General features: G+C 66.3%; 15 protein-coding genes and 1 riboswitch. Of the genes, 7 read left to right on the forward strand and 8 right to left on the reverse strand.

What is annotated here, in order from left to right; translation table 11 throughout:
- Nucleotides 1-57: 57 nt before the first annotated feature.
- On the reverse strand, nucleotides 58-459 hold the full coding sequence (locus ACYUME_RS23990) for an acyl-CoA thioesterase (protein ID WP_125465821.1): 402 nt from the start codon (nucleotides 457-459) through the stop codon (nucleotides 58-60).
- Between the two features lie 178 nt (nucleotides 460-637).
- Nucleotides 638-734: riboswitch (S-adenosyl-L-homocysteine riboswitch) on the forward strand.
- Between the two features lie 21 nt (nucleotides 735-755).
- Here ACYUME_RS23990 and ahcY point away from each other — a divergent pair.
- From ahcY to ACYUME_RS24010, 4 genes are all read left to right on the forward strand, one after another.
- Nucleotides 756-2,165 (forward strand): adenosylhomocysteinase, encoded by a 1,410-nt coding sequence (gene ahcY, locus ACYUME_RS23995; RefSeq protein WP_186656321.1) that lies wholly within the window; start codon nucleotides 756-758, stop codon nucleotides 2,163-2,165.
- Between the two features lie 165 nt (nucleotides 2,166-2,330).
- Nucleotides 2,331-3,176 carry a methylenetetrahydrofolate reductase [NAD(P)H] gene (metF, locus tag ACYUME_RS24000; RefSeq protein WP_279884399.1) on the forward strand — a complete coding sequence of 282 codons (846 nt, stop codon included), beginning with the start codon at nucleotides 2,331-2,333 and terminating at the stop codon, nucleotides 3,174-3,176.
- A 116-nt stretch (nucleotides 3,177-3,292) separates the two neighbouring features.
- Nucleotides 3,293-4,075, forward strand: coding sequence for a substrate-binding periplasmic protein (locus ACYUME_RS24005; RefSeq protein ID WP_460417229.1), 783 nt, complete (start codon nucleotides 3,293-3,295; stop codon nucleotides 4,073-4,075).
- Between the two features lie 223 nt (nucleotides 4,076-4,298).
- A complete protein-coding gene (locus ACYUME_RS24010; protein ID WP_460417231.1) occupies nucleotides 4,299-6,200 on the forward strand; it encodes a DEAD/DEAH box helicase in 1,902 nt (633 codons plus the stop codon).
- A 149-nt stretch (nucleotides 6,201-6,349) separates the two neighbouring features.
- Here ACYUME_RS24010 and ACYUME_RS24015 read toward each other — a convergent pair whose 3' ends face one another.
- From ACYUME_RS24015 to ACYUME_RS24025, 3 genes are all read right to left on the reverse strand, one after another.
- Entirely contained in the window at nucleotides 6,350-6,928 is a 579-nt protein-coding gene (locus tag ACYUME_RS24015) for a YceI family protein (protein WP_460417233.1), read from the reverse strand.
- A gap of 34 nt (nucleotides 6,929-6,962) precedes the next feature.
- Nucleotides 6,963-7,514, reverse strand: a complete 552-nt coding sequence (locus tag ACYUME_RS24020; protein WP_460417234.1) for a cytochrome b — start codon at nucleotides 7,512-7,514, stop codon at nucleotides 6,963-6,965.
- A gap of 356 nt (nucleotides 7,515-7,870) precedes the next feature.
- Nucleotides 7,871-9,706, reverse strand: a complete 1,836-nt coding sequence (locus ACYUME_RS24025; protein WP_460417236.1) for a flavin monoamine oxidase family protein — start codon at nucleotides 9,704-9,706, stop codon at nucleotides 7,871-7,873.
- A gap of 205 nt (nucleotides 9,707-9,911) precedes the next feature.
- On the opposite strand from ACYUME_RS24025, the gene ACYUME_RS24030 reads away from it, so the two are divergent.
- The 3 genes from ACYUME_RS24030 (at nucleotide 9,912) to ACYUME_RS24040 (ending at nucleotide 12,716) form a co-directional block, all read left to right on the forward strand.
- Nucleotides 9,912-10,343 (forward strand): hypothetical protein, encoded by a 432-nt coding sequence (locus ACYUME_RS24030; RefSeq protein WP_460417238.1) that lies wholly within the window; start codon nucleotides 9,912-9,914, stop codon nucleotides 10,341-10,343.
- 73 nt (nucleotides 10,344-10,416) lie between these two features.
- Complete coding sequence (locus ACYUME_RS24035) at nucleotides 10,417-11,823, forward strand: adenosylmethionine--8-amino-7-oxononanoate transaminase (protein WP_460417240.1); 1,407 nt, start codon at nucleotides 10,417-10,419, stop codon at nucleotides 11,821-11,823.
- A gap of 173 nt (nucleotides 11,824-11,996) precedes the next feature.
- On the forward strand, nucleotides 11,997-12,716 hold the full coding sequence (locus ACYUME_RS24040; RefSeq protein WP_460417241.1) for a 16S rRNA (uracil(1498)-N(3))-methyltransferase: 720 nt from the start codon (nucleotides 11,997-11,999) through the stop codon (nucleotides 12,714-12,716).
- Here ACYUME_RS24040 and trhA read toward each other — a convergent pair.
- The 4 genes from trhA to ACYUME_RS24060 form a co-directional block, all read right to left on the reverse strand.
- Nucleotides 12,713-13,330, reverse strand: coding sequence for a PAQR family membrane homeostasis protein TrhA (gene trhA / locus ACYUME_RS24045; protein WP_279884417.1), 618 nt, complete (start codon nucleotides 13,328-13,330; stop codon nucleotides 12,713-12,715). The two genes, ACYUME_RS24040 and trhA, sit on opposite strands and share 4 nt — an antisense overlap.
- Nucleotides 13,331-13,472: 142 nt before the next feature.
- Complete coding sequence (locus ACYUME_RS24050) at nucleotides 13,473-13,946, reverse strand: chemotaxis protein CheW (protein ID WP_460417242.1); 474 nt, start codon at nucleotides 13,944-13,946, stop codon at nucleotides 13,473-13,475.
- The gene (locus ACYUME_RS24055; protein ID WP_460417244.1) at nucleotides 13,939-19,224 is read right to left on the reverse strand and encodes a hybrid sensor histidine kinase/response regulator; all 5,286 of its coding nucleotides are present in this window, start codon (nucleotides 19,222-19,224) and stop codon (nucleotides 13,939-13,941) included. The genes ACYUME_RS24050 and ACYUME_RS24055 overlap by 8 nt, the downstream gene beginning before the upstream one ends.
- 11 nt (nucleotides 19,225-19,235) lie before the next feature.
- Complete coding sequence (locus tag ACYUME_RS24060; protein WP_460419441.1) at nucleotides 19,236-21,260, reverse strand: methyl-accepting chemotaxis protein; 2,025 nt, start codon at nucleotides 21,258-21,260, stop codon at nucleotides 19,236-19,238.
- Between the last annotated feature and the right edge of the window lie 36 nt (nucleotides 21,261-21,296).

Genomic DNA, 21,296 nt, shown 5'->3' on the forward strand with positions numbered 1-21,296 from the left:
CCACAGGATGGCAGGACCTGTGGGAGCGGGTTTGCCCGCGAAGGGCGAACGCCGGTCTCACTCCACCGCGCTGTCCGGGAACTGGTCCTGAATGTACTTGATCTCGGTACGCCCGTGCGGCGCTGGCTGGCCATCCTCGCCCAGGTTGACGAAGACCATCTTGTCGACGGTGAGGATCGCCTTGCGGCTGATCTTGTTGCGCACTTCGCACTTGAGGGTGATCGAGGTGCGGCCGAACTCGGTGGCGGTGATGCCCAACTCGATGATGTCGCCCTGGCGCGAGGCACTGACGAAGTTGATCTCCGAGATGTACTTGGTCACCACGCGCTGGTTGCCCAGCTGGACGATGGCGTAGATCGCCGCTTCTTCGTCGATCCAGCGCAACAGGCTGCCGCCGAACAACGTGCCGTTGGGGTTGAGGTCTTCGGGTTTTACCCATTTGCGGGTGTGAAAATTCATCTGTACTCCTGACCGGCTTGGCTGACGTGCGGTAATGATGGCAGACCGCTCGCGCGCCCTCCATTGAACATCGACTATCGTCTCGATTAATCGACAGAAAGTCTTGGGTGTGTCACACGGCCCTGGCTATAATCTCGCCGTTTCACCTGGCCACCCGCAGTGGCGGCCATCCCGCCACCCGACCGAGGGGCGCTGCAGCAGGCTCAGCCTGTCAGGCTCGGTTGGGGCGTTGTCCGCGCAAGCGGACGCTCAACGCACAACGGCGCCCATTCGCACACTACGAATGGAGGCTCTCAATGAGCGCTGTAAACACGCCTGCTGGTTTTTCCGACTTCAAGGTCGCCGACATCTCCCTGGCCGACTGGGGCCGCAAGGAAGTCATCATCGCCGAGTCGGAAATGCCCGCGCTGATGGGCCTGCGCCGTAAGTACCAAGCCGAGCAACCGCTCAAGGGCGCGAAGATCATCGGCTGCATCCACATGACCATCCAGACCGCCGTGCTGATCGAGACCCTGGTCGCCCTGGGCGCCGAAGTGCGCTGGTCGTCGTGCAACATCTTCTCCACCCAGGACCAGGCCGCCGCCGCCATCGCTGCCGCCGGTATCCCGGTGTTCGCCTGGAAAGGTGAAACCGAGCAGGAATACGAGTGGTGCATCGAGCAGACCATCCTGAAAGACGGTCAGCCATGGGACGCCAACATGGTGCTGGACGACGGCGGTGACCTGACCGAAATCCTGCACAAGAAATACCCGGCCATGCTGGACAAGATCCACGGCGTGACCGAGGAGACCACCACCGGCGTGCACCGCCTGCTGGACATGCTGGCCAAGGGCGAGCTGAAAGTCCCGGCGATCAACGTCAACGACTCGGTCACCAAGAGCAAGAACGACAACAAGTACGGCTGCCGCCACAGCCTGAACGACGCCATCAAGCGCGGCACCGACCACCTGCTGTCGGGCAAGCAGGCCCTGGTGATCGGCTACGGCGACGTGGGCAAGGGCTCGGCCCAGTCGCTGCGTCAGGAAGGCATGATCGTCAAGGTCACCGAAGTCGACCCGATCTGCGCCATGCAGGCCTGCATGGACGGCTTCGAAGTGGTCTCGCCGTTCAAGGACGGCATCAACACCGGTACCGAAGCCGGCATCAACAAGGACCTGCTGGGCCGCATCGACCTGATCGTCACCACCACCGGTAACGTCAACGTCTGCGACGCCAACATGCTCAAGGCCCTGAAGAAGCGCGCCGTGGTCTGCAACATCGGCCACTTCGACAACGAGATCGACACCGCCTTCATGCGCAAGAACTGGGCCTGGGAAGAGGTCAAGCCACAGGTGCACAAGATCCACCGCACCGGCGCCGGCACCTTCGACCCGCAGAACGACGACTACCTGATCCTGCTGGCCGAAGGCCGCCTGGTGAACCTGGGCAACGCCACCGGCCACCCAAGCCGCATCATGGACGGTTCGTTCGCCAACCAGGTCCTGGCGCAGATCTTCCTGTTCGAGCAGAAGTTCGCCGAGCTGCCAGCCGCCAAGAAGGCCGAGCGCCTGACCGTGGAAGTGCTGCCGAAGAAGCTGGACGAGGAAGTGGCCCTGGAAATGGTCCGCGGCTTCGGCGGCGTGGTCACCCAGCTGACCCCGCAGCAGGCCGAGTACATCGGTGTGACCGTCGAAGGTCCGTTCAAGCCGGACGCCTACCGCTACTAAGCGGCAAGCTTGCAGCTGCAAGCGGCAAGATACGGCAGACCGTGTCGTTGCTGCTTGCGACTCAGCCTTGGAAGCTCTTGAATGTGCCCAAGCCAGATCGGCCATCACCGGTCTGGCTTTTACTTGCAGCTCGCCGCTTGAAGCTTGCTGCTTGAGGAACGAGTGATGTCCCAGGAACGCCGCTACAGTTTCGAGTTCTTCCCCACCAAGACCGACGCCGGTCACGAAAAGCTGATGGGCGTCGCCCGCCAGCTGGCCAGCTACAACCCCGACTTCTTCTCCTGCACCTACGGTGCCGGCGGCTCGACCCGCGACCGCACGCTGAACACCGTGCTGCAGCTGGAAAGCGAAGTGAAGGTCCCCGCCGCTCCGCACCTGTCGTGCGTGGGTGACAGCAAGGACGACCTGCGCGCCCTGCTCGCCGAGTACAAGGCCGCCGGCATCAAGCGCATCGTCGCCCTGCGCGGCGACCTGCCATCCGGCATGGGCATGGCCAGCGGCGAGCTGCGCTATGCCAGCGACCTCGTCGAGTTCATCCGCCAGGAAACCGGCGATCACTTCCACCTGGAGGTGGCCGCCTATCCCGAGATGCACCCGCAGGCGCGCAACTTCGAGGCGGATCTCGCCAACTTCGTGCACAAGGTCAAGGCCGGTGCCGACAGCGCCATCACCCAGTACTTCTTCAACGCCGACAGCTACTTCTACTTCGTCGAGCGCGCGCAAAAGCTGGGCGTGGACATCCCGGTGGTGCCCGGCATCATGCCGATCACCAACTACAGCAAGCTAGCGCGCTTCTCCGATGCCTGCGGCGCCGAGATCCCGCGCTGGATCCGCAAGCAGCTGGAAGCCTATGCCGACGACAGCGCCAGCATCCAGGCGTTCGGCGAGGAAGTGATCACCCGCATGTGCGAACAGCTGCTGCAAGGCGGCGCGCCGGGGCTGCACTTCTATACCCTCAACCAGGCCGAACCGAGCCTGGCGATCTGGAACAACCTGAAGCTGCCACGCTGATGGCCATGGACAAGGCTTTGGCCCAGATCAAAGCCTTGTCCATTTGCGTTGCCGGCCTGCTTCGCGGCGACCATGGGTCACTGGCGCCCGCCAGAGCGGCAGCGTACTCTGCCGCCATGCGCACGCTCATTCCCTCCTTTCTGCTGTTGCTGCTCGCCTGCCTGGGCTCGCCTGCCCACGCCGAGCGCCTGCGCATCGTCAGCGATGACTGGGCCCCCTACATCTATCAGCACAACGGCCAGCCCAAAGGCATCGACTACGAAGTCGCCAGCGAGGTGTTCAAGCGCCTGGGCGTCGATGTGCAGTGGGAATTCCTGCCCTGGAAACGCTGCCTGGCCATGATCGAGCAAGGCCTGGCGGATGCCGTGATGGATATCTTCACGGTCGAGTCGCGGCGCTCATTCATGATCTATCCGGACGAACCCATGTCGCCGGTCGAGTTCGTGCTCTACCAGGCCCGCGCCCGTCCGCATCCGGTCGAACGGCTGGAGGACCTGGCCGGGTTGCGCGTGGGCACCTCGCCTGGCTACGTCTATGGCGACGGCTTCGCCGACTCGCCGCTGTTCCAGCGCGAACCGGCACCCAGCCACGAGGCCAATTTCGGCAAACTGCTGCTCGGGCGCATCGACCTGCTGGTGACCGATCGCCGGGTTGGCCGTTACCTGAGCCGACAACTGGGGCTGGAGCACGAAGTCGAGGAGCTGCCACTGCTGATCAGCCATCGCCAGCAGTACCTGGGATTGGCCCGCAAACCCGGCCGCGAGCACCTGGCCCAGGCGTTCAGCGACGAACTGCGGCGCTTCAAGCAGGAGCCGGCCTACGCCGCGATCAACGCCCGCTACCTCGGCGATCAGGTTTTTCCTTTCGCCGTTGAGCAGCAGGAACACAGCACACGCTGATTGCTCTGTTATACTCGGGCCTTCCCGCCCGGCTCACGCCCGGACGCTCGGCCTCGCAACAGGCATCTCGACCCGCTGCCGCGCACCTTCGGTGCCCGCCCACCGGGCCCCCGGATGCGCCGTGAACGCCCAGCTGGACCGGACGCGATCGCATCCCGCCGATGCCCGTCGCGCCAGGCAGAACACCCCATCGGGCCCAGCCCCCACGAGAACAGGATTGCCCATGTCCTTTGCTTCCCTCGGTCTCTCCGAGGCTCTTGTCCGCGCTATCGAGGCAGCGGGCTACACCCAGCCCACTCCGGTGCAACAGCGGGCCATTCCCGCCGTGTTGCAAGGTCGCGACCTGATGGTCGCCGCCCAGACAGGTACTGGTAAAACCGGCGGCTTCGCGCTGCCGATCCTCGAGCGCCTGTTCCCGGGCGGCCACCCCGACAAGTCGCAACGTCACGGCCCGCGTCAACCGCGCGTGCTGGTGCTGACGCCGACCCGCGAGCTGGCTGCCCAGGTGCATGACAGCTTCAAGATCTATGCCCGCGACCTGAACTTCATCAGCGCCTGCATCTTTGGCGGCGTCGGCATGAACCCGCAGGTCCAGGCCATGGCCAAGGGCGTCGACGTGCTGGTCGCCTGCCCGGGTCGACTGCTCGACCTCGCTGGCCAGGGCAGCGTCGACCTCTCGCACGTCGAGATCCTGGTATTGGACGAAGCCGACCGCATGCTCGACATGGGCTTCATCCACGACGTCAAGAAGGTACTGGCGCGCCTGCCGGCCAAACGCCAGAACCTGCTGTTCTCGGCGACCTTCTCCAAGGACATCACCGATCTGGCCGACAAGCTGCTGCACAACCCCGAGCGTATCGAGGTCACGCCGCCGAACACCACCGTCGAGCGCATCGAGCAGCGCGTCTACCGCCTGCCGGCCAGCCACAAGCGCGCCCTGCTGGCGCACCTGATCACCCTGGGTGCCTGGGAACAGGTACTGGTGTTCACCCGCACCAAGCACGGCGCCAACCGTCTGGCCGAGTACCTCGAGAAGCACGGCCTGACTGCCGCGGCGATCCATGGCAACAAGAGCCAGAACGCCCGCACCAAGGCCCTGGCCGACTTCAAGGCCAACACCGTGCGCGTGCTGGTGGCCACCGACATCGCCGCCCGTGGCCTGGACATCGACCAGCTGCCGCATGTAGTCAACTTCGAGCTGCCCAACGTCGAGGAAGACTACGTTCACCGCATCGGCCGCACCGGTCGTGCCGGTCGTTCGGGCGAGGCCATCTCGATGGTCGCACCGGACGAAGAGAAGCTGCTCAAGAGCATCGAGCGTGTCACCCGCCAGAAAATCCCGGATGGCGACCTGATGGGCTTCGACGCCTCCAACGTCGAGGCTGAAAAGCCTGAAGTCCGCGAGCGCCCGCAGAACAGCGGCCGCGGTGGCCGCAACCAGCAACCTCGCGGCGAAGGCAGCAAGGAAGGCAGTGGCGGACGCAAGGACAAAGGCAAGGACAAAGGCCGCAACAAGCCTGCGGGCGAAAAGCCGGCCGACAAGGAAAAGTCCGGCGAGAAACAGCAGCAAGGCCAGCAGCAGCGCAAGCCGCGTGACAAGAAACCACGCCAGCAGCAGGCCGCGCAGGGCCAGAAAGCCATCCCGTCGGCCCCCGCCGATCGTGATCCAGAAGAGTTCCTGGACGACGATGTGGATAACTTCGGCAACCGTGCCGACTACGTCAGCCCTTACCAGAACGCCAAGAACCAGGGCCGCAATCGCCGCCCGGGTGGAAATGGCGGACAAGGCCAGGGCCAGCGTAGCGGTGGCGGCCAGAACCAGGGTCAGGCCCAGGGCCGTGGCAATGGCCAGCAACGCCAGGGACAGGGTTCCGGCGAGAAGCGCCCGCGCAACGCTGGCGGCAGCAACGGCGGCGCCCGTCGCGACAACAACGGCGGTCGCAACCGCCGCGACGAATCGGCGCGCCAGGAACCGGCCGTGCGCAACCCGCGCGAATCGCAGAGCGCGCCGGTGATCATCCGCAAGGAGTCCAAGCTCGACCGTTACCCGACGCCCGAGCAGCTGGACGATCTGCCTAGCCGCCCACGGGGCGAGCGCCCGGCGCTGCTGACCCGCAAGGGCTGAGCAGAACCGCAGCCAATGAAAACGCCGCCCTCTGGGCGGCGTTTTCATTGGTCCTGATTAAGGCTGACCTCTTCGCGGGTAAACCCGCTCCCACAAGACGCAATGCTTGAACTGTGGGAGCGGGTTCACCCGCGAATGAATCTTGAGGCTTACTTCTGCTTCACGCCTTCGACACTGATATCCAGGTCCAGGGTCTGGGAGGTCGCGCCCGGGCCCTTGATGCCGAAGTCGTTCAGGTTAAGGGTGGTCTTGGCATTGAAGCCGGCACGCTCGCCGCCCCACGGGTCCTTGCCCTCGCCGTTGAACACAGCCTTGAAGGTGACTGGCTTGGTCACGCCGTGCAGGGTCAGGTCGCCGGTGACGTCAGCGGTCTTGTCGCCAGTCGACTTGACGCTGGTGGAGACGAACTTGGCATCCGGGTACTTCTTCACATCGAGGAAGTCGGCGCTGGCGATGTGCTTGTCACGCTCGGCGTGGTTCGACCACAGGCTGGCGGTCTTCAGGTCGACGCTGATCTTGCTGGCTTCGGGCTTGGCGCTGTCCCAGGTGAAGTTGCCGTCGAAGTCCTTGAAGGTGCCGTGGATGAAGCTGTAGCCCAGGTGGCTGATCTTCCAGTCGACGAACGCGTGCTGGCCTTCCTTGTCGATCTTGTACTCAGCGGCCATGGCCTGGCCGGCGGAGATCAGGGCGGTACCGAGCGCCAGAGCGGCAAAAGTCTTTTTCAACATCCTTTATTCCTTCCTATGCAATTGAGGGTGAGAGTCAAGCTTTGCGGCCCAGCATGCGGGTGAGGGTCGCGTCACGGTCGATGAAATGGTGCTTGAGCGCCGCCAGCCCGTGGAGCACGGCGAAGATCACCAGGCCCCAGGCCAGCCACAAGTGGATCACCCCGGCCGTATCGGCCTGGTCCGGCAGGTCGCTGACCAAGGCCGGCACTTCGAACAGCCCGAACACCGGGATGCCGACACCGTCGGCGGTGGAAATCAGATAGCCCGCGATCATCACCGCGAACAGGCCCAGGTACAGCGCCAGATGACCCAGCTTGGCGGCCAGGCGAGTCACCTTGCCGTGGTTGGCCGGGGCCGGCGGTGGCGGGCTGGCCAGACGCCACAGTACACGCAGCAGCATCACCGCCAGCAACACCAGGCCAATGCTCTTGTGCAGGTCGGGGCCGGACTTGCGCCAGGGGCTGTAATAATCCAGACCGACCATCCACAGCCCAAGGCCGAACAGACCGAAGACCGCCAGCGCCACGCCCCAGTGCAGGATGATGCTGACCAGGCCATAGCGAGAAGATGAGTTGCGCAGTTGCATGTTGGCGTATTTCCCCGTGAAAGCTGTGCACAAGACTAACGCGTAACGTATCGAATAAAAGCACAAAAAATTGCTTTGGATTATCGAAAAATCCGATATTTAGTGTGAAAGCTTCCTATTAAGGAAACATTAACGATAGACGTTAGGGATGAGCTTGCCAGCACCGTCGCTTCGGCAAGCCTGTGTGAGCAACTGTCTTGCTGAGATTTCTTAACTGGCGTGATCTCTGTAGGAGCGGGCTCGCCCGCGAACACCGGCAAAGCCGGTGCCAAGCACCGCGGTGCCTGCTTGGCGGCGGGTTCAGCGCACCGCCAAGCTCGCTCCCACAAGAGACAGGGCAATTGCCTGTGGAAGGGTCAGCCGGCCTTGGCCTGGCTATTGGCCGCCGGCTTCTTGGCCGGTTCCGACTTGGCGGTGGCCTTCTTCACCGGAGCCGGTTTGGCTGCGGGCTTGTGTGCCTGCTTGACCGCAGGCTTGGCTGGCGCTGGCTTGGTGGCGGCCGGTTTCACCGGTTCCTCCTTGGCCACAGGCGCCGGAGCGACCGGTGCTGGGGCAGGCGCAGGTGCTACCTCCTCGGCCTTGGCGATCGGCGCCGCCTTGGCCTCGGGCTTGTCACCCCCCCCGAACAGGCGCGAGAAGAAGCCCGGCTTGTCCTGCTTGGCCTCCTCGACCTTCACTGGCTCAGGCTTGGCCGGGGCCTTGTCGGCGGAGCCACCGAACAGGTTGGAGAAGAATCCGCCCTTGTCCTTCGCTGCGGCTGCACCTACCGCTCCGGCAGCGGCTGCGGCGGCAACCGGCGCGGCCTTGACCGGGTCGAACGACTTGCCCGCGGCCAGGTCCTGGACCTGGCTCGCGGCGCGCTGGCCGCTGCGCAGGGCACCTTCGAGGGTGCCTGGGTACAGCGCGTCGGTGTGCTCGCCGGCAAAGGCGATGCGCTGCACCGGGCGCTCCCACAGCCGCCAGTACTTGCTGATCTGGCCCGGCCCATAGGCCAGGTAGGCACCGCCCATGCCGGCATCAGTGCTGTAGCGGCGCACTTCGTAGCCAGTGAAGGCACCACGGGCCTGCGGATAGAAGGCGTGCAGGCGGATCAGCACCTGGTCGACCATCTGCTTGTCACCGAAGGCTTGCAGCAGGCGCGCATTGTCGCCGGACAGGTTGATCACCACGTTGGCGCCGCCCTTGAGCGCCGGCTCGATCCACAGCATGCCCAGGCCGGTGTTGCTGAAGATCTCGCCGGACATGCGCGCACGGCTCTCCCACACCGGGTTCTTGAACTTGAGCATCAGCTGGTCGCGCCAGCCGTAATTGGTGCCCTTGAGGGCGGCCAGGTGCTGGCCGTCCAGGCCTGGGGTCATCTGGATCCTGGCCAGGGCACGCAGCGGCACGGCCATGACCAGGTAATCGGCCTGGTAGCCGACGGCGCCGACCTTGACCGTCACCCCATCCTTGTCCTGGATGATGGCAGTGACCGGCGAGCTGGTCTTGATGGTCTTGAGCTGCTTGACGAAGGCCTGGGCCAGCACCGGGCTGCCACCTGGCAGGCGCGCCGCGCGCAGGTCGCGGTCGCTGACGTTGCGGTACACGCGGCTCTGCTGGGCGAAATACAGCAGCGACAGGCGCGACGGCTCGTCATAGCGGGTACGGATCTGCTGGTTCACCAGCTGACGGGCGGTAGCCGGCAGTTGTAGCTTGTCGAGCCAGGTGGAGACGTTCATCTGGTCAAGGGCGAACAGGGTGCTGTTGGCCGCTGGGTTGAGCGGATCGTCGATGGAACGGGCTAGATCGTCCAGGGTTTTCTCGTAGCGCTTGAGCGCCTCGGCCGTCGCCGGCTGCTTGGTGGCGAGGTCAGCGGCGCTGAAATATTCGCCGTCGATCAGGTAGCCGGGGGTGCGCACGAACTCGGGCGCCGGCAGGGTGCCGACCTTGAACTGCTCGAGGTATTGATTGAGCACCGGCTGGGTCTTGCTGTTGCCGACCCACTCACTGGTGGCCAGGCCCGAACGCCCGCCCATGCCCGACTTGGCCTCCAGCAGGGTGACCTGCCAGCCCTTGCTTTGCAGCTCGTAGGCCGCGGTCAGGCCCGCCAGGCCGCCACCGACGACGATCGCCGTCTTTTCCTTGGCCAGCGCGGCACCGCTGGACACCCCGATCAATACCAACGCGCACAGGCGCACCCAAGCAGCAGCCATGATGGCGAACTCCGGTTAGAGAAGCGATAGAAGAGACGGGGAAGAATGCCCCGGGAGAGATGCGTTAAGAATACGTCACCTCCGCCCACCCTGCCACCGCAGTGACATCAAGTGCTTTTGGCAACTGGTATTTTTGTCAGTAGCAAGCAGGCGCAAGACCGTTCAGGCTTGGCAGGCACTCCAGAGGCAGGCCGGGGACCCGACGGTGATCTACACAGAGGATTTTGCCAAGTGGACGCCGTCAGCGCCGACGCCCGAGATCATCTGGCACACGCCAACCGGCCTGAGTATCGTGACCAACGGCATCGCCTACAGCGCGCGCTACGAATCCGACGAAGGGCACGTCGGCACGGAGCTGATCGTGCTCGGCCAGAGCGAAATCGAAATCAGCTTTGGCCAGACGATCGATTGCCTGCTGCTCGAGGTGGACATCAAGACACTCGGCAAGGCGGCCTCGACGTCCTACTGGCTGACCCTGCACGAGGGCGCCTACATCGAGTTCACCCCTGGCCCGTGCAGCCTCGGCCCCTTCTGGCACGACGTGCCCGGCCCGCTCGACCGCCTGACCCTGTCGACCCTGCCCCAGTGCATCATGCATATCCGTCAGCTGGAGTGGCTTCCGGCCTGGCGTCATTGAGCGGTTGTCCTGCCCCCCGGCATTGCTTAGGCTTACGCGGTCAAACCGAGCCGTAACGCCAGGAGAAGTGCCCATGGGCCTCAACGATCAGTGGATGCAGCGCGACCTCAAGGTCCTGTGGCACCCCTGCACCCAGATGAAAGACCACGAGCAGCTGCCGCTGATCCCGATTCGCCGCGGCGAGGGCGTATGGCTCGAGGACTTCGAGGGCAAGCGCTACCTGGACGCCGTCAGTTCCTGGTGGGTCAACGTGTTCGGCCACGCCAACCCGCGCATCAACCAGCGCATCAAGGATCAAGTCGACCAGCTGGAGCATGTGATCCTCGCCGGTTTCAGCCACCAACCGGTGATCGAACTGTCCGAGCGCCTGGTCGCCATGACGCCCGCTGGCCTGGACCGGGTGTTCTACGCCGACAACGGCTCGTCGTGCATCGAAGTGGCGCTGAAGATGAGCTTCCACTACTGGCAGAACACCGGCAAACCGCAGAAAAAGCGCTTCGTCACCCTGACCAACAGCTACCACGGCGAAACCATCGCGGCGATGTCGGTGGGCGATGTGCCGCTGTTCACCGAGACCTACAAGGCCCTGCTGCTGGACACGATCAAGGTGCCCAGCCCCGACTGCTACCTGCGCCCCGAAGGCATGGGCTGGGAAGAGCACTCGCGGAACATGTTCGCTGCCATGGAACAGACCCTGGCCGAACACCACGCCAGCATCGCCGCGGTGATCGTCGAGCCGCTGATCCAGGGCGCCGGCGGCATGCGCATGTACCACCCGGTGTACCTCAAGCTGCTGCGCGAAGCCTGCGATCGTTACGACGTGCATCTGATCCACGACGAGATCGCCGTGGGCTTCGGCCGCACCGGCACGATGTTCGCCTGCGAGCAGGCCGGCATCCGCCCGGACTTCCTGTGCCTGTCCAAGGCCCTGACCGGCGGCTATCTGCCATTGGCCGCCTGCCTGACCACCGACAAGGTGTACCAGGCTTTCTACGACGACTACCCGACCCTGCGCGCCTTCCTCCATTCGCACAGCTACACCGGCAACCCGCTGGCCTGCGCCGCAGCCCTGGCGACCCTGGACATCTTCGAGCAGGACAACGTGATCGAGGCCAACAAGGCTTTGTCGGCGCGCATGGCCAGCGCCACCGCGCACCTGGCCGACCATGCCCATGTCGCCGAGATCCGCCAGACCGGTATGGCCCTGGCGATCGAGATGGTCCAGGACAAGGCAAGCAAGGCCGCCTACCCCTGGCAGGAACGTCGCGGCCTGAAGGTCTTCGAACACGCCCTGACCCGTGGCGCGCTGCTGCGTCCGCTGGGCAGCGTGGTGTATTTCCTGCCGCCTTACGTGATCACCCCGGAGCAGATCGACTTCCTGGCCGAGGTGGCCACGGAAGGGATCGACATTGCCACCCGCGATAGCGTCAGCGTGGCGGTGCCGGCCGACTTCCACCCCGACTTCCGCGATCCGGGCTAGCCTGCGGAGCAAAGCACATACCCTTGCAGGAGCGGCCTTGTGTCGCGAAAGGGCCGCAAGGCGGCCCCAGCAATCTATGCGTCGTCGCTAAAATCCTGGGGCTGCTTCGCAGCCCTTTCGCGACACGAGGCCGCTCCTACAGAAGTCGAGTTAATCCTTTCAATGAGCCCCCCATGAGACTCTCCCGCTTCTTCATCGACGCCCCTCTGGCCCTCGGCGAGCACGACCTCCCCGAAGCCCAGGCCCACTACATCGGCCGCGTGCTGCGCATGGCCCCCGGCGACGCCGTGCAGCTGTTCGACGGCAGCGGCCAGGAATACCTCGGCCAATTGCTCGAAGTCGGCAAGAAAAGCGTGCGCGTCAGCCTCGACCAGGCCCTGCCCGGCCAGGCCGACTCGCCGCTGCACATCCATCTTGGCCAGGGCCTGTCCCGCGGCGAGCGCATGGACTGGGCAATCCAGAAGGCCACCGAACTGGGTGCCAACGAAATCACCCCGATCGTCAGCGAACGCTGCGAAGTGCGCCTGAAGGACGAGCGCGCCGACAAGCGCCTGGCGCACTGGCGCCAGGTGGCGATCAGCGCTTGCGAGCAATGCGGCCGCTCCACCCTGCCGGTCATCCACCCGCCGCTCACCCTGGCCGAGTGGCTCAAAGACACCGAGGCCGATCTCAAGCTGGTGCTGCACCCGGTGGCCGAACCACTGACCAGCCATGACAAGCCGGCGAAGCTGGCCTTCCTGATCGGCCCCGAAGGCGGCCTGAGCGAGACGGAAGTCGAGCAGGCCAAGGCCAGCGGCTATCACGCCGCCCGCCTCGGCCCTCGGGTGCTGCGCACCGAGACCGCGCCGGTGGTGGCGCTGTCGGTGGCCCAGCAGCTGTGGGGCGACTTCTAGCGGACGTAGAAGAACACCGCGACGAAGTGCATCAGGCTGCCGGCGATGACGAACAGGTGCCAGATGCCGTGCCAGTGGCGAAAGCGGCTGTCGAAGGCGAAGAAGATGATGCCGACGGTATAGAACACTCCGCCGGCCGCCAGCCAGGCGAACCCCGCGGCCCCCAGGCTGGACAGCAGCGGCTTGACCGCCACCAGCACGATCCAGCCCATCACCGCGTAGATGACGATCGACAGGATCCGCGCCTCCGAGCGCGGCTTGATCTCTTGCAGCATGCCGATCAGCGCCAGCCCCCAGACCACCCCGAACAGGCTCCAGCCCCACGGCCCGCGCAGGCTCACCAGGCAGAACGGCGTATAGCTGCCGGCGATCAGCAGGTAGATGGACAGGTGGTCGAGCTTGCGCATGACCCGCTTCGCCCGCCCACGGGTGCTGTGGTAGAGGGTGGAGATGCTGTAGAGCAGCAGCAGGGTGAAGCCGTAGATGGAGAAACTGACGATCTTCCAGGGATCGCCTTGCAGGCCGGCCGCGACGATCAGCCAGACCGCACCGATACAGGCCAGCACCGCACCGACCAGATGGGTCCAGGCGTTGAAACGTTCACCGTAGTACATGCAAGCACAGACCTCCTGAGGCGCGGCGGGTTCCTGGTGGAGTCGGTTCCGGCCTGTTCGCGGGTAAACCCGCTCCCACAGGGAACATGCACAAATCCTGTGGGAGCGGGTTTACCCGCGAACAGGCCCTGAGCATCACATCCTAGCCAGCGACAGGTTGCAGTTGCGCGTCACGCACCAATCTTTCCAGCGCCGCCAGGTCAGGCACCCGCGCCACCTGCTCGCCCACCTGCACCGCCGCCAGCTCCAGCGCGGCCAGCGGCACATCCACATAGTTGAGCTGGCTATCGAGCTTGCACGAGCGCGGAATGCCCTGCAGCAGCACCGCCAGGTAGCGCAAGCCGGTATCGCCCAGCGCGTTGAGCACGACGATCCGCGCCCGCTCGCCACACACGGTCTGGCCGCCACAGGCCGCCTCGAAGCCGATCAGCGGCAAGCGCTGCTGGCGCCAGTCGACCCACCCCAGATGCCAAGCCGGCTCGCCCGGCTCGCAGGCCAGGGCGCGATGGCCGATCAGCTCGGCCACCGCCACATTGGGCAGCACCAGGGTACGGTCGCCCAAGGGCAGCAGCAGCCCGGTCAGGCTGCTGCGCTGGCCGGCGATATGCTCAAGCATGAGGCTGGCTCCAGTGGGCGATGCTCTGCAACAGGACCGACTCCTGATAAGGCTTGCCAAGGTATTCGTTGACGCCGATGGCCATGGCCCGGTCGCGGTGCTTCTGCCCGGTGCGCGAGGTGATCATGATGATCGGCAGCTGCTTCAGGCGCTCGTCGCGGCGGATCCGCGTGGCCACCTCGAAGCCGTCCATGCGCGGCATCTCGATGTCCAGCAGCAGCACATCCGGGCGATGCTCCTCCAGCTGGGCCATGGCATCGACGCCATCCTTGGCGGTCAGCACGCTCATGCCGTGGCGTTCGAGCAAGCGGCTGGTAACCTTGCGCACGGTCACCGAGTCGTCCACCACCATCACCAGCAATGGCCGTCGCGGCGCTGGCCCGGTCAGCGCGTGCTGGCCGTCGGCTGCGCCCGGCAAGCGCGCCAGACGCCGTTGCTGGCCGCGCAACTGGCCGAGCAGGTCGAGAATCAGCACCACCCGGCCGTCACCCAGCAAGGTTGCGCCCGACAGCCCCGGCACCGCGGCGAACTGCGGGCCGAGGCTCTTGACCACGATTTCGCGGCTGGGCGACAGGCTGTCGACCTGGATGGCAAACGACTGTTCGTGGGAATGGGTCAGCAGCACCGGCAGCGGCACGCTCTGGCCCAGCAGGCTGGAGTGGCCGCTGCCCTGCAGCAGCTCGCCCAGATAGCGCAGCGCGTAGTCGTGCCCGGCGTAGGTGTAGCGCGGCGGATCGAGCCGGTAGCAGGCCTCGAGTTCCGCCGGCGGCACGCGCACGATCCCCTCGATGGTGTTCAGCGGGATGGCGTACTGCTCATCCTCGACATGAACCATCAGCGCCCGGTTCACCGACACGGTGAACGGCAGGCGGATCAGAAAACGCGCGCCTTTGCCCGGGCTGGACTCGATGCTCATGGCACCGCCCAGCTGCTTGACCTCCTCGTGGACCACGTCCATGCCCAGGCCGCGCCCGGAAATCTGGGTGATCTTCTCGGCGGTGGAAAACCCCGGGCGCAGGATGAACTGCAGGATCTCGTGGTCGCTCAGGCGCGCCTGCGGATCGAGCAGGCCGCGCTTGATCGCTTTGTTGCGCACCGCCTCCAGCGGCACCCCGGCGCCGTCGTCGCTCATCTCGATGACGATGTCGGCGCCTTCGTGCAGCAGGTTCAGGTGGATGGTGCCCTGCTCCGGCTTGCCTGCCGCCAGGCGCGCCTCGCGCGATTCCAGGCCGTGGTCGACGGCGTTGCGCAGCATGTGCTCGAGCGGCGCGACCATGCGCTCCAGCACGCTGCGGTCCAACTCGCCCTCGGCGTTGCCGACCACCAGCTCGACCTGCTTGCCCAGCTCGCTGGCCACCTGCCGCACCACCCGCTGCAAGCGCGGCACCAGGCGCTCGAACGGCACCATCAGGGTGGCGGTCAGGCCTTCCTGCAGCTGGCTGTTGACCCGTGCCTGCTGCTGCAGGAGACCGTGCGCTTCCTGGGCGCGCTGGAGCAGGGTCTCCTTGAGGTCGAGCAGGTCCGAGGTCGACTCGAACAAGGCGCGGGACAGCTGCTGCAACTGCGAGTGGCGATCCATCTCCAGCGGGTCGAAATCGTCGTAGGTGTCGCCTTCGAGCTGCTGGCGGCTGGAGATCCGCCCCTGGGTCTCGATGTCCAGGCGCAACAGCTGGTCGCGCATGCGCTCCAGCGTGGTCTCCATCTCGTTGAGGGCGAACTGGGCGTCGTTGACCTGTTGCTCGATGCGTCCGCGGATCACCGAGTGTTCGCCGGCCAGGTTGCCCAGGTCGTCCAGCAGCTCGGCATCGACCTTGACCATGTCCCCGGTCCGCTCGGGGGCGGCGGCGGGCGCTTCGGCGGGGGCCGACTCGGCCTGGGGCTGGCCAGCGACACTGTCGGTCAGCGCGGCGCTGGAGAAATTGCGGATATAGTCGATCAGCGCCGTCGCCGCGTGCAGCGGCTGGCCCAGCCGCGCGGCATCGAGCATGTGCGCCAGACGGTCATGGCAGTTCTGCAGCAGGCTGAACAGCGGCGCGGTCGGTGGCAGGCGCCCGGCGGCCAGCAGCTCGTAGAGGAACTCCAGCTCGTGCGCCAGGTCGCCGATCGCGGCGATCTCGACCATGCGCGCGCCACCCTTGAGGGTGTGCAGGTCGCGCAGCAGGTTCTCCACCTCGACCGTGCCACGCGGATCGGCCTGCCAGCGCGCCAGGGACTCGGCGGCGCTTTCGAGAATGTCCGAGCTCTCCTCGAGGAACACCTCGAGCAGCTCCTTGTCACTGGCGGCCTCCTGCTGGTCGCCCGGCGACTCGACCACGCCGGGAGGCGGCGCGCCGTGGCGGAATTCACGCAGCTCGCCGAGCAACGCCGCCGCCGATACCGGTGGCTGCCCCTGGCGCAGGCTCTGCAGCATGTCGGCCAGGGCGGCATGGCTACGCCCGAGCAGCTCGAACAGTGCCGGGCTGGCGCCCAGGCGGCGGTCCACCAGCGCTTCGTAGAGCAGCGCGAGTTCCTGGGCCAGCACCTCGACCGCGCCGATCGCCGCCATCTGCGCGCCGCCCTTCAGGGTCAGCATGTCGTGCTGCAGCACGGACAACGCCGAGACACTGTCCGGGTCCTGCCGCCACTGGTGCAATGCCTGGTTGGCGCCATCGAGAATGTCCCCGGCTTCCTCGAGGAACAGCTCGACGACCGCAGGGTCAGGCAACTCGCCCGCGACGATCAGCGGCGTCACCGCGCCGGCGCCGACCAACCCCATGGCGGCCGGGTCGAGGGCATCGTCGAGCAGGCCGTAGAGAGCCGCCAGGCATTCCGGGCGGGCGCTGGGGTCCTGCCCGGCGGCGATCTCGTCGAACAGATCGAGCAGCGCTTCGTGGGCCTGCCGGGCGACGTCGAAGAACCGCGGCGTCACCGCCAGGCTGCCCTCCTCCACCGCGCCGTACAGGTCCAGCAGGCCTTCGCAGACCTCGTCCACCTGCCACAGCTCGGCCTGGTGCGCGCCGTGGCCCAAGGTGGTCATTTCATCGAGCAGCAACTGCAGTTCGTGGTGCTGCGTGGGATCGCCCTGCCAATGCGCCAGGCGGGCCTCGGCGTCGAGCAGGATATCCATGCCCATGGTCAGAAAAGTGGCGGTCAGCTGCGGGTCGCGCCGGGCCCGGCGCGGCGCATGCGGTTCGGCCTGCAGTTGCGCCAGCCTGGCATCGACCGTCAACCCGACCTGCTCGATCAGCTGCGCCGCCCCCGCGATGGCGGCCAGCGGCGTGCTGTCCAGCTGCGTCAGCCCCAGGTGGAACAACGCCCGCGCAGCCTCCAGCAGTTCGATTTCGGCCAGCTTCAGGGGCAACTGATGCCCTTTGTACTCACGCACCAGTCGGTCAAGCGCTGTGGCCAGTTCCGCCACCGGCATCACCCCGGCCATGGCCGCGCTGCCCTTGAGCGTGTGCAGGGCGCGCTGCAGGCTGTCGCTGACCGGCGCGCCCAGGGGATCGGCGCTGTGCAGATAGGCATCGAGCCCGGCAAGGTGGGTCTGGGCCTCGTTGCGGAAGATCTCCAGCAACTGCGGGTCGAGCCCATCGACGCGGGCGCTGGCCGGCGCGTCATTGAGCGCCAGGGCATGCAGGTGGCCTGCCAACTGTTCGGTTTCCGCGCTGGCCGACAGCTGACCGGCGGCGAAGTCGGCCAGCAGGTCGGGCAGGCGCACGAACACCTGCTGCAACGCCACCAACCCCTCTGAGCTGAGCACGATACGTCCTTCCAGTACCCGGTTGAGCAGGTGTTCGGCGCCCCAGGCCAGCTCCGCCAAGGCCTCGGCGTGGACCATGCGTCCGCTGCCCTTGAGCGTGTGCAGGGCGCGGCGTACTTCGACCAGGGCATCGCGCAGGCCATTGTCGGCGCGCCAGCGCAGCCAGTGGCGCTCGATCTCCGGCAACAGTTCGCCGGCTTCTTCGAGAAACACTTCGCGCAGCTCGTCATCGACCTCGTCCCCGGCCAGGCCGCCAGTGGCGACCAGTCGCGAACACTGCACGCCCAGTGCGGCCAGGCTGGCCCGGGCCATGTCGAGAAAGCGCTGGGCGTCGGCCAACGGGTCGGCCACCCGCCACTGCAGCCAGGCTTCGCCTGCGCTCAACGCATCGGCCAGGTGCGCCAGTTCGTCCGCCGACGGCTCGTCCTCGAGGTGAACCAGCCAGCCCTGCACGTAACCGGCGCAACCGCCGAACACCTCGGCGGCGTCAGCCAGCATCAGCATGGCCAGCGCCCCCCGCACCTGCTGCAACAGGCCCGGCAAGGCCTGCAGGCGCTGGCGCGACCAGTCCGACTCCAGGCAATCGCCGATCAGGTCCTTGGCCTGTTGCAGCACGTTCAGGCATTCGTTGAGCAGCAGCTGGCGCAGATCGGCCAGGTCCGAACCCGGCAGGCTGCCGAGGGCGGTCTCTTCCAGCGGGCCGACCATGCCGTTGAGCGTCGCCTCGACGTACAACAGCGCGCCAGCCACGTCCATCAACACCGCCTCATCCACCGCCCCGTCCCGCTCGACCAGGGCCTGCAACGTCAGGACCTGATCGATGATCACCCGCCGCGGCTGCTGGAAACCGAGCACCGCCAGGGTATCGGCGACGTGCCGCAGGGGCGCGAGCAGGGCTTCCAGCGGTTCGTTCGGCGCGCGCTCGCCGGCGACGAACGGATCCAGGCGGTCCTTGATCCGCATCAGGTCGTCGCACAGCGCCGTCACCACCGAGTGCAATGCGTCACGCCCGGTCCCAGCCTGCATGTGCTCGCGCCAGCTGCCCAGGGAAAGATCGAGGTTGGCCAGGTCCGCCGGCCCCGCCAGGCGCTGCCCGAGCTCGCCCAGCAGGCTGGCCTGGGCCAGCGGCTCGGCGCCCCGGCAGGCGCGCAGCTGGTTGAGCAGCGGCATGACCACCAGCGGCAGGTCGTGCCGTGCGCCGCGCAGCCGGTCGAGGTATGGCGGCAACTGCTCCAACCCACGGAACAACGCCCCCAGGCAATCGCCGCGAGGGCTGACCTGGCCGTCGACCATGGCCCGCCCGAGCAGCTCCAGCTCCTCGGCCAGGCGCATGGCGCCCGGCAGTTCGAGCATGCGCAGGCAGCCATGGACCTGATGCAGGTTGTCGACGAAGAATGCCAGCATCGACACGTCGCCCGGCTCGCCCGAAAAGCGCTCCAGGGCCTGGCGCGCCTGGCCCAGGCAATCGAGGATCGGTGCCTTGGTCCAGGCCAGGGCCACCGTGTCGTGGCGTTCGCGGTGCCCCGTGCTCGCTGTCACGCCCAGCGCCCTCACGATCGCTGCGCCGGTTTCGGCAAGGTGAAGCCGGACACCGAGCGGCGCATCTCGCTGGCCATGCGCGCCAGGTGGCGGATGCTGTCGGCGGTGGCGCCGGAGCCGGCGGAGGTCTGCGCGGTGATCTGCTGGATCACCGCCATGGTGTGGGAGATCTGCCCGGCGGACGAGGTCTGCAACTGGGCGGCATCGGAGATGCTGTGGATAAGCTCGGCCATGGTCTGCGACACGCCTTCGATCTCGGCCAGCGCCACCCCGGCATCCTGGGCCAGGCGCGCGCCGCGCACCACCTCGGCGGTGGTCTGCTCCATGGAAATCACCGCCTCGTTGGTATCGGCCTGGATGGTACGCACCAACGCCTCGATCTGCCGGGTGGCCGAGGACGAGCGCTCGGCCAGGCGCTGCACCTCGTCGGCGACCACGGCGAAGCCGCGCCCGGCCTCGCCGGCCAGCGACGCCTGGATCGCCGCGTTGAGGGCGAGAATGTTGGTCTGGTCGGCAATGTCGTCGATCAGGCTGACGATATCGCCGATTTCCTGGGAAGACTCGCCCAGGCGCTTGATTCGCTTGGCGGTGTCCTGGATCTGCTCACGGATGTTGTCCATGCCGTGGATGGTGTTGTGCACCACCTCGTTGCCCTTGTTGGCGATGGTCACCGAGCGCTCGGCCACCTTGGCCGACTCGTAGGCATGGGCCGAGACCCGGTCGATCGACTCGACCATGTCGCCCACCGCCTCGGAGGCCTCGCTGATCTGCTCGGCCTGGTGCTCGGAGGCCTTGGCCAGCTGGCGGGCGGTGTTCTGCGTGTCCTGCACGGCGGCGGCGACCTGCTCGGCGCTGTGGTTGATGGTGGCCACCAGGTCGCGCAGTTGGTCGACCGAATAGTTGATCGAGTCGGCGATGGCCCCGGTGAAGTCCTCGGTGACCGACACGGTGACCGTCAGGTCGCCGTCGGCCAACTCTTCGATTTCATCGAGCAAGCGCATGATCGCCTGCTGGTTGCGCTCGTTCTTCTCGGCGGTCTCGCGCAACTGGCGGCTGGTGGCGCGGACCATCACCAGCCCGATGAGGATGATCGAGGCCAACGCCAGCAAGCCGAGCACGTAGCCGCCGACAGTGTCCAGGGTGCGCCCGCCCGCCAGGTTCTCGAAACCGTTGGCCAGGTGCGAGGCTTCGTCGAGCAACGTCTGCGAAAGGCTGAAGATATTGCTCGCGGCTTCGCGCACACGCAGCAACTCGGGCGAGGTCTCGAGGATTTCATCCACGGAGCCGGCAACGAACTGGAACAGCTCGGCGATCTCGGCCAGGCGGGCCCGAGCGTCGGCGTCCTCGACCCGGGTCACCTGGATCGCCGGATTGCCGGCGAGCATGCCTTCGAGCACCTGGCCGAAGCGGCTGGCATCACGGCCAAAGGCATCGGCGGCCTGCGCCGAGCTGTCATCACCGGCGAGCACGGTATTGACCGAGCCGAGGATGCGCTCGGCCAGCAGCAACTGGCGCTGGGCCACAGCCACCTGGCTGGCCGGGGCGCCGCTCTGCAGCAGGATCTCGACGACCTTTTCGTACTCCACCTGCAGCTGCGGCACGGTTTCGGCCAGGGTGGCGGCCACCTGATGCAGCGACAGCACGGTCTGCTCACTGGCGAGAATGGTGTCGGTGTTCTTGCGCAGGTTCTCCCAGTCCTGGCGCACCGCGTCCATTTCGTCGCGCACGGTCGCGGGCGCGGCGGGCAGGCCGGTGGTCTTGTCGCCTTCGCGCAGGTAGCTCCAGCGCCGCTCGAAATCGTTGCGCGCATCGCTCAGCAACCTGAACGCCAGGGCCTTGCCGGCAGCGGCCTCGGTGGCATTCTTGGCGATGCGCTGGGACAGCACGCGCAGCTCGCCGGCATGGCCGATGTACTGTTTGTCGTGGTTGGCCTGGGTATTGAGGTAGGCGAAGTTGGCGAACAGCAGGATGATCGACAGGATCAGCACCACGAACAGCACGGTGATCTGCGCCGTGCTGCGCGGCCGCTGGGCCACGGCGGCCGGGGAAACGGTCGCGGTGGGAACGATGGG

Source organism: Pseudomonas sp. microsymbiont 2, assembly GCF_054788395.1.

What these genes read in the sequence shown, in the direction of transcription:
- ACYUME_RS23990 (WP_125465821.1), bottom strand. Translation starts at nt 459, where the DNA reads ATGAATTTTCACACCCGCAAATGGGTAAAACCCGAAGACCTCAACCCC.
- ahcY (WP_186656321.1), top strand. Translation starts at nt 756, where the DNA reads ATGAGCGCTGTAAACACGCCTGCTGGTTTTTCCGACTTCAAGGTCGCC.
- metF (WP_279884399.1), top strand. Translation starts at nt 2,331, where the DNA reads ATGTCCCAGGAACGCCGCTACAGTTTCGAGTTCTTCCCCACCAAGACC.
- ACYUME_RS24005 (WP_460417229.1), top strand. Translation starts at nt 3,293, where the DNA reads ATGCGCACGCTCATTCCCTCCTTTCTGCTGTTGCTGCTCGCCTGCCTG.
- ACYUME_RS24010 (WP_460417231.1), top strand. Translation starts at nt 4,299, where the DNA reads ATGTCCTTTGCTTCCCTCGGTCTCTCCGAGGCTCTTGTCCGCGCTATC.
- ACYUME_RS24015 (WP_460417233.1), bottom strand. Translation starts at nt 6,928, where the DNA reads ATGTTGAAAAAGACTTTTGCCGCTCTGGCGCTCGGTACCGCCCTGATC.
- ACYUME_RS24020 (WP_460417234.1), bottom strand. Translation starts at nt 7,514, where the DNA reads ATGCAACTGCGCAACTCATCTTCTCGCTATGGCCTGGTCAGCATCATC.
- ACYUME_RS24025 (WP_460417236.1), bottom strand. Translation starts at nt 9,706, where the DNA reads ATGGCTGCTGCTTGGGTGCGCCTGTGCGCGTTGGTATTGATCGGGGTG.
- ACYUME_RS24035 (WP_460417240.1), top strand. Translation starts at nt 10,417, where the DNA reads ATGGGCCTCAACGATCAGTGGATGCAGCGCGACCTCAAGGTCCTGTGG.
- ACYUME_RS24040 (WP_460417241.1), top strand. Translation starts at nt 11,997, where the DNA reads ATGAGACTCTCCCGCTTCTTCATCGACGCCCCTCTGGCCCTCGGCGAG.
- trhA (WP_279884417.1), bottom strand. Translation starts at nt 13,330, where the DNA reads ATGTACTACGGTGAACGTTTCAACGCCTGGACCCATCTGGTCGGTGCG.
- ACYUME_RS24050 (WP_460417242.1), bottom strand. Translation starts at nt 13,946, where the DNA reads ATGCTTGAGCATATCGCCGGCCAGCGCAGCAGCCTGACCGGGCTGCTG.